Here is an 826-nt window from a genome sequence, read left to right on the forward strand (position 1 = left end):
TTATCATCATCACATATAGCAATATTAATCATTGTTCTTCACCACTTATACCGTTTTTACTTTTGATAATCTCTGTGCTAAAGCATATATTAATTCTTTATCTGATTCAGACAAATTTTTATACATTTTTATAAAGTCGATATTCTCAACTTCTATATTCTTAGCATTATGATACACTTCTTGAATATATTTATAATCTGAATTACACAAAATATAATCAACTGATACATTAAAGTATTTTGCCATTTCTAAAAGTTGACTTGCTTTAGGTTCTGACATTTCCAATTCCATTTTACTGATAGTATTCTGTGAACAACCAATATGTGTTGCTAGGCATACTTGTGAAATTCTTTTTTGTTCTCGAAGTTCTTTAATCCGATTTTTCATTCATGGTACCCCTTATACTTTTTATATTATAAAGTGTACATAAATATTGACGCCTTTTTACTCTGCACGGGATACACCATTACTTATTTTGGTGTATCGAAATATGTAGAACTATATCCATATTGTCTCATTTAAAATTATTATATATTACATTAGTCAAGAAACGTCCACGCTTATACCAAAGAGGCAATTCATCCCCCTTCCAGTATCTCGTAAATCTACTCTTACACTCATCAATTTCATACAGCTTTTTCCACAAATACTAACCAATTTGTATGATACGCTTATAACTCTCAGATTATTCTCTATCTATATCGTTTTATTTTCCTTTCTATTTATCTAAATTAGCTATCTCCTAAATAATTTCTTCATTATTTTTATCATCCAAATCTAATATTTTGTCTGCAATTTTATCCATCTGTAAATCATGGCTAATTAT

At 28.1% G+C, this 826-nt stretch carries 1 protein-coding gene; it reads right to left on the reverse strand.

Annotation, left to right across the window (positions count from 1 at the left end; genetic code table 11):
* Positions 1-45: 45 nt before the first annotated feature.
* Positions 46-387 (reverse strand): helix-turn-helix domain-containing protein, encoded by a 342-nt coding sequence (locus NCY30_RS14960; RefSeq protein WP_144099685.1) that lies wholly within the window; start codon positions 385-387, stop codon positions 46-48.
* Between the last annotated feature and the right edge of the window lie 439 nt (positions 388-826).

The sequence above is a fragment of the Dorea sp. MB18-49 genome (assembly GCF_023669465.1).
GTDB lineage: Bacteria > Bacillota > Clostridia > Lachnospirales > Lachnospiraceae > Dorea_A > Dorea_A longicatena.

What these genes read in the sequence shown, in the direction of transcription:
- NCY30_RS14960 (WP_144099685.1), bottom strand. Translation starts at nt 387, where the DNA reads ATGAAAAATCGGATTAAAGAACTTCGAGAACAAAAAAGAATTTCACAA.